Below are 6,924 nucleotides of genomic sequence, written 5' to 3'. Positions count from 1 at the left end.
GGTACGGGGGGCAGGTCGATGGCGGATACCGGTGCGCCGGGGTCGGCGGCCATGGCCTCCAGGGCCCGTACCAGCGCGTCCGCCAGCCACTCCATCACCGGCTCGGAGAAGGCGTCCAGGCGGTACTCCACGGTCACGGCGATCCCGTCAGGCCTCCCGCCGGGTCCGTAGTCGTCGGTCACGTCGACCAGCAGCTCGAACCGGGCCGCTCCGGTCCTGACCACCTCGACCCGCGACTCGACGCCCGGCAGCGACAGCTCGGCCCGCGCGTTGTTCTGCAGCGCCAGCACCACGTCGACGAGCGGATGCCGCCCGGGACGCCGTGCCGGGGCGAGCTCCTGCACGACCCGCTCGAACGGCACCTCCTGGTGCGAGAACGCCTCCAGATCCGTCTCCCGCACGCGCGACACCAGTTCGCCGGCGGATGGATCACCGGTCAGGTCGGTACGCAGGACGAGCAGGTTGACGAAGAACCCGACGAGGTCGTCCACCTCGTCGCCCGACCGCCCGGCGACCGGCGCCCCGATGGGCAGGTCGGTGCCCGCGCCCGCCCGTTCGAGCACCACGGCCAGGCCCGCCTGCAACACCATGAAGAGCGTGGCACCGCGTTCCCTGCCCAGTTCCACCAGCCGCCGGTGCAGGCCGGGGCCGACCTGCCTGAGCACCGTGCCCGCGGCGCCCGCCGTCTCCGCCCTCCATGTCCCCTGCTCGCGGGTCTGCGGCCTGCGCGGCAGCGGGAGCGGCTCGGGCATGCCCGCCAGCGTCCTGCGCCAGTAGCGCAGCTCGGCGGCGGGCAGCGCGTCCACCCGCGTATGGTGCCGCACCGCGTGGTCGGCGTACCGGACGGGCAGGGGAGGCAGTTCGGCGGGCCGGCCGGAGAGCCGCGCCCGGTAGGCCTGTGACAGGTCGCGCATGAACGGCGGCAACGACCACCCGTCGGTGGCGATGTGGTGCATGACCAGCAGCAGCGCGTGCTCGTCCGGCCCGGTCGTGAACAACACGGAATGGATAGGCAGCTCCGCGCCCAGGTCGAAGCGGTGCCTCGCCGCCTCGGACACCCGCGCGTCCAGTTCGTCCCGCGCCACGTCGACGGCTTCGAACCCGGGCCTGGCCTGCTCCGGCGGCAGCACCCTCTGGGCGGGCTCCCCGTCGTGGACGGTGAAGATCGTGCGCAGCGGCTCGTGCCGGGCCACCACGTCCTCCAGCGCCCCGCGCAGGGCCGCCACGTCCACGGGGCCGCTGAGCTGTACCAGCATGGGCATGTTGTAGGCCACGCCCGCGTCGATCTGGTCGAGGAACCACAGGCGGCGCTGCGCGAACGACAGCGCCCCATCGGCGGGCACACCGCCCGCGGGGCCGTCAGGAGGGCCGGCGACGGGTGCCGGAGCGGGACGCGGGGCCGGGACGAGGGCGGCGACCGCGGCCACCGTCGGCCCTTCGAACAGGGCCCGGACGCCCACCTCCACGCCCAGCTCGGCATGGATCCTGCTGAGGAGCCTGGCCACGGTCAGCGAGTCGCCGCCCATGGCGAAGAAGTCGTCGTCCACCCCCACGTCCGGCACGCGGAGGACGTCGGAGAACAGCTCGCACAGCCGCCGCTCCACCTCGTCGCGCGGCGCCCCGGAGGAGCCGGCCGGCTCGTACGAGGGCGCGGGCAGGGCCGCCCGGTCCAGCTTGCCGGTCGCGGTCAGCGGCAACGCCTCCAGCACCACGAACGCCGACGGCACCATGAACGACGGCAGCGCGGCCGACGCGTGGGCCCGCAGCGCCTCCCCGTCCACGGTGTGCCCGGGGCGCGGCACCACGTACGCGACCAGCCGCCGCTCGCCGGGCGTGTCCTGCCTGGCCACCACGCGCACCTGACCGGCCGACGGGTGCGCGGCCAGCACGGAGGCCACCTCGTCCGGCTCGATCCGGAACCCGCGGATCTTGACCTGCTCGTCGGCCCGCCCGGCGAACTCCAGCCCGCCCGCGCGGCGCCGTACGAGGTCGCCCGTGCGGTACATGCGCTCGCCCGGCGCGCCGAACGGGTCGGCCACGAACCGCTCGGCCGTCGCCCCTGGCTGCCCGAGATAGCCCAGGGCGAGCCCTTCCCCGGCGGCGTACAGCTCGCCGACCTCCCCGTCGGCCACCGGCCGCAGCCGCGCGTCCAGGACGTGCACCCGCTTGCCGCGCAGGGGCGCGCCGATGGGCACGGGCCCGTCGCAGGCGGTGATCGGGTGCGTGGTCATGAAGATCATGTTTTCGACGGGCCCGTAGCCGTTGCTGACCCGCAGCCCGGGATGGCGGTCGAGGGCGCGCCCGACGTGCGCGGGCGACGGGGCCTCCCCGCCGACGATCAGGTGCCGTACGCCGGCGAGCGCGCCGGGGTACTCGTCCACGATCACGTTGAACAGGCTGCTCGACAGGTACATGCAGGTGACGCCGTGCTCGGCGGCCAGCCGGGCCATCACCATCGGGTCGGGCCGCTGCCCCGGATGCAGCACGCAGGTGCCGCCGGACAGCAGCGGCCCCCACAGCTCCAGGGCGAAGGCGTCCCACGACACGGGGGAGCACTGCAGCCACACGGCGTCGAACGGCACGTAGTCCTGGCCCGTCACCGTGGCCACGATCGCCCGGTGCCGGGCGGCGACGCCCTTGGGCCTGCCGGTGGAGCCGGAGGTGTACATGACGCAGGCGACCCCGTCGTGGCGGGCGTCGTACGGCAGGCGTTCGATCCCCTCCGCGGTGAGGACGGCGGCGGCGCCCGCGTCGGACACGACGGCGCGCAGCCGTTCCTCGGGGAAGCCCGGGTCGAGCACGAGGTATCCGGCCCCGGCCTTCAGCACGGCGAGGAGCGCGACGACGAACTCGGCGTCGCGTTCCATGCGCACCCCCACCAGGCGGCCCGCCACCGCACCCGGGTCCGCGGAGAGCCGCGCGGCGAGCGCCGAGGCGCGCGCGTCCAGCTCCGCGTAGGTCAGCTGTTCGCCCTCGCAGATGAGCGCCGTCCTGCCGGGCGTGCGCGCCGCCTGCCGCGCGAAGACCTCGTGCACACCGCCTGCGGCCCCGTTCGTCACGCCCATCGTCAGGACCGGGTGAGGCTCGCCGGGCGCATGTCCGTCCAGTGCGTCTCGATGTAGGACAGGCACGCGGCCCGCGGGCTCTCCTCCAGCGCCACCCGCCAGCCCGCGGGCACGTCGATGCCGGCCGGCCAGAGCGAGTGCTGGTTCTCGTCGTTCACCAGCACCAGATAGGAGCCGTTCTCGTCCTCGAAGGGGTTGGTGGTCATGGTCAGCCTCCCGCGGGTTGCTTCTCGAGGTCGGGGGTCAGCACGTCGATGTGGCGTACGGCACGGCGGGCCAGCCCCCACAGGGCGGCTGCGGCCCCGAGCAGGCCGGCGATGAACAACATCGCCGCCATGCCGCTGCCGGGGCCGGTACCGACCAGGGGCCGCAGCAGCCCGGCCAGGCCGGTGCCGGCCGCCGCCTGCGGTTCGAAGACCTGGTCGGCGAGCGGCCCGGAGAAGGCCATCGCCACGGGCGAGGAGATCTGCGAGACGAACATGACGGCGCCGAACACCCGCCCCTGCCGGTCCTTCGGCACCTTGGTCTGGATGATCGACTGCATCGACCCGTTGACGATCGGCATGATCATCGCGCCGACGAGCATGGCCGCGGTCCAGGCGACGACGCCATGCGCCATGGCCGTGACGATCTGCGCGCTGACGCACATGCCGACGACGCCGAGCATCATGCCGAGCACCCGGTTCTTCGGCCCGCCCCAGGCGGCCAGCAGCAGCCCGCCCGCGATGCCGCCGGCGCCGATGCCGGCGTTCACGCTGGCCAGCGCGGAGACGTCGCTGCCGGTCCTGGCCAGGATCATCGGCTGCACCACGGCGAACCCGAAGACCATCACCAGGTTGACCGTGAAGAACACCGAGATGAGCCCGCGCAGGCTGGGCTGGGCGAACAGGTAGCGCAGCCCTTCCAGGGAGTCGGCGCCGAGGCGTTTGCGCGTCCCCGCCTCGCCGGGCTGGTCGCCGTCCATGCGCACCAGACGTACGGTGAGCAAGGCGACGGCGAAGCTCAGCAGGTCGATCCAGAGCACCACGCCGAGCCCGCCGGTCACCACGAGCAGCCCGGCCAGCGCGGGCCCGCCCACGTCGGCCACGCTCTTGGCGGTGGCGAGCAGGCCGTTGGCCCGCTGCAGCTGCTCCTTGCCGACCAGCAGCGGCACGGCCGACGACAGGGCGGGAAACTGGAAGGCGGCGGCGGCCCCGAGCATCGCGACCGTGACGTAGACCTGCCACAGGTGCAGGTCGCCGAGGAAGTAGACGGCGGTCATGGCGGCGACGGCCACGAGCCCGCCGAGGTCGGCCAGTTGCAGGGCGGTGCGCTTGCGGAAACGGTCGACGATGGCGCCCGCGGTGGGGCTCAGCAACATCTGGGGCAGCAGCGCGCACAGCGACAGCGCCACGACCTGGGTGACCTGGTGGTCGACCGTCCACGCCTGGATGACCAGGGAGAAACGGAGAACGGAATTTCCGACGAGGGTGACGACCTGGCCACCCCAAACCAGGCTGAATCTACCCATCCCAGAAAATCGATGGATAAATCGGTTCTGTTGCGACGGTTGTTGGGACGATGGAGGTCCACCCATGTGTGCCCGAGGCCCTTCTGATGAAAGGAACCCTGAGGTGGCCTACCGTTCACAGCCGCCTCATCAGTACCTTCACACACCATTTTGGGCGGGGCAATACGCACTATGTGGTGTCGTAATTACGTCCTGTCAAAGGTCGAGGTCAGCCGCGCGGAGCGCTTCGGCGGCGACCGCGTGGCGCAATCGGCCGATGCCGTCGCGGCCGCGCACCGGGTGCACGGCGTTCGTCAGCAGCACCACGGTGAGCCGGCGAGCGGGGTCGACGACGAGCGAGGTGCCGGTGAAGCCGGAATGCCCGTACGCGCCGTCCAGCGACCCCACGACGGACGGATCGCCGAGCCGCACCCCCAGCCCGTGCCGGAAGGGAGCGCCCTCAGCGCCCTGGTCGCGCGTCATCTCGGCGACGCTCTCCCCGCTCAGCATCGGGCCGCCGCCGCGCCGCAGCGCCTCGCCGAAGGCGAGCAGGTCCCCGGCCGTGGCGAACACCCCGGCGTGCCCCGCCACCCCGCCCAGCGCGTAGGCGGTCTCGTCGTGCACCTCGCCGCGTACACAACCGGGCCCAGGGCGTTCGGGTTTCCACTCGGTCGCCGCCACCCGCGCGGGCGACGCGGGACGGTAACCGGTGTCGGCCAGGCCGAGCACCTCGGTGACCCGGGTGCGGACCAGCACGTCCAGCGGCGCTGCGCCGGCCACCTCGGCGATGCGGCCCGCCATGACCATGCCGACGTCGCTGTAGAGGTAAGGGCCGCCGACCGGGTGGACGACCGGCGTCTCCAGCATCGCGGCCATCCGCGTGGCCGCGTCCGCGTCCGGCAGCTCCAGGTCGATGCGGCGGGTCGCCGGCAGGCCCGCCGTGTGGGTGAGCAGATGGCGCGGGGTGATCCGCCCGTCGCTCGCGGGGACGTGCCGCGTCACGGGCTCGTCCAGGTCCAGCCGGCCCTCCTCGGCCAGCCTGAGCAGCACGGCCGTGGTGAACAACTTGCTGATCGAGGCCAGGTCGAAGATCGAGTCGCGCCGTGCGGGCGGACGTTGCGCGGCAGGCGTTCCGTCCGCGCCGGCGTACCGTACGAGCTCGCCAGCCACCGAGGCGGCGGCGACCGAGCCGTTCACGGCGATCAGCGTGACCGCAGCGGAGCACACGCGCGGCACCGCGTCCGCCAGGATGGCGTCCAGCCGGGTGTTCAATACCGTCCCCTCATCCCCGTCGTGGTGTGATGGCGTCAGCCGCTCAGAGCGTCGCTGAGGCGCTCGCCGTGCGACTCCAGCAGCGCGCGGGCCGCCTCGGCGTCGAGCCCGTGCTGGATCATCAGCACCGCGATCTTCGCCTGGCCGCCGGCCGCGTCCAGCGCCGCCACGGCCGTCTCCTGGTCGGCTCCGGTGATGTCCCTGACCATGCGCAGCGCCCGGCCGGCGAGCTTGCTGTTCATCGCCGACATCTCGATCATCTCGTTGCCGTACGTGCGACCGAGCCGCACCATGGCGATCGTGGAGATCATGTTCAGCACGAGTTTCTGCGCCGTCCCGGCCTTGAGCCGGGTCGAGCCGGTCACCACCTCGGGCCCCACGACCACCTCGATCGCATGCTCGGCGGCGGCCGACAGCGGCGCGCCCGTGTTGCACGACAGGGCGGCGGTGAGCGCGCCGCGCCCGGCCGCCTCAGCCAGCGCGCCCAGCACGAAAGGGGCCCTGCCGCTGGCGGAGACGCCCAGCACCGAGTCCAGCGGCCCCACCTCCAGGTCCTTCATGGCGGCGGCCCCGGCCTCCGCGTCGTCCTCCGCACCTTCTACCGACCGGGTCAGCGCATCGGGCCCGCCGGCGATGATCCCCTGCACGAGCGAAGGGTCGGTGCCGAACGTGGGCGGGCACTCGCTGGCGTCGAGCACCGCCAGCCGCCCCGAGGTCCCCGCGCCGACGTACAGCAGCCGGCCGCCCTCGGCCATCCGCGCCGCGATGGCGTCGATGGCGGCCGAGATGGCCGGGACGGCCGCGGCCACGGCGGCGGGCACGGCCGTGTCGGCCTGGTTCATCAGTCGGGCGATCTCCTCGGTGGGCAGCCGGTCGATCTGGCTGTAGCGGGGGTCGCTCTGCTCGGTGGACAGCTCGGGTAGCGGATCAATCATGACGCTAATTTCCACCCTTTACTTCTCTCTTGTAAATATCTTTCAGACAATGGGTTCATGACACACGTACGTACCGGAGCAGAACGGCTGGCCACGACCCCCTCGCTCGCAGGGGGAACCCGCCTCGGCCTGATCACGAACCCCACCGGAACCCTCCCCGACC

At 72.8% G+C, this 6,924-nt stretch carries 5 protein-coding genes; all 5 read right to left on the bottom strand.

Annotation, left to right across the window (positions count from 1 at the left end):
- The coding region (locus E1267_RS41705) for a condensation domain-containing protein (RefSeq protein ID WP_165960098.1) at positions 1-3,059 on the bottom strand (3,059 nt) is incomplete at its 3' end.
- 8 nt (positions 3,060-3,067) lie between these two features.
- Positions 3,068-3,271, bottom strand: coding sequence for an MbtH family protein (locus E1267_RS41700; protein WP_132341522.1), 204 nt, complete (start codon positions 3,269-3,271; stop codon positions 3,068-3,070).
- 2 nt (positions 3,272-3,273) lie between these two features.
- Positions 3,274-4,575 (bottom strand): MFS transporter, encoded by a 1,302-nt coding sequence (locus tag E1267_RS41695; RefSeq protein WP_165960097.1) that lies wholly within the window; start codon positions 4,573-4,575, stop codon positions 3,274-3,276.
- A gap of 195 nt (positions 4,576-4,770) precedes the next feature.
- Positions 4,771-5,826 carry a serine hydrolase domain-containing protein gene (locus tag E1267_RS41690; RefSeq protein ID WP_246064670.1) on the bottom strand — a complete coding sequence of 352 codons (1,056 nt, stop codon included), beginning with the start codon at positions 5,824-5,826 and terminating at the stop codon, positions 4,771-4,773.
- Positions 5,827-5,861: 35 nt separating this feature from the next.
- The gene (murQ, locus tag E1267_RS41685) at positions 5,862-6,761 is read right to left on the bottom strand and encodes an N-acetylmuramic acid 6-phosphate etherase (RefSeq protein WP_132341518.1); all 900 of its coding nucleotides are present in this window, start codon (positions 6,759-6,761) and stop codon (positions 5,862-5,864) included.
- Positions 6,762-6,924 lie beyond the last annotated feature (163 nt).

It is taken from the genome of Nonomuraea longispora (genome assembly GCF_004348345.1).
Lineage (GTDB): Bacteria > Actinomycetota > Actinomycetes > Streptosporangiales > Streptosporangiaceae > Nonomuraea > Nonomuraea longispora.
The sequence above is the reverse complement of the archived record's forward strand: the minus strand, read 5'-3'. Positions and strand labels throughout refer to the sequence as shown.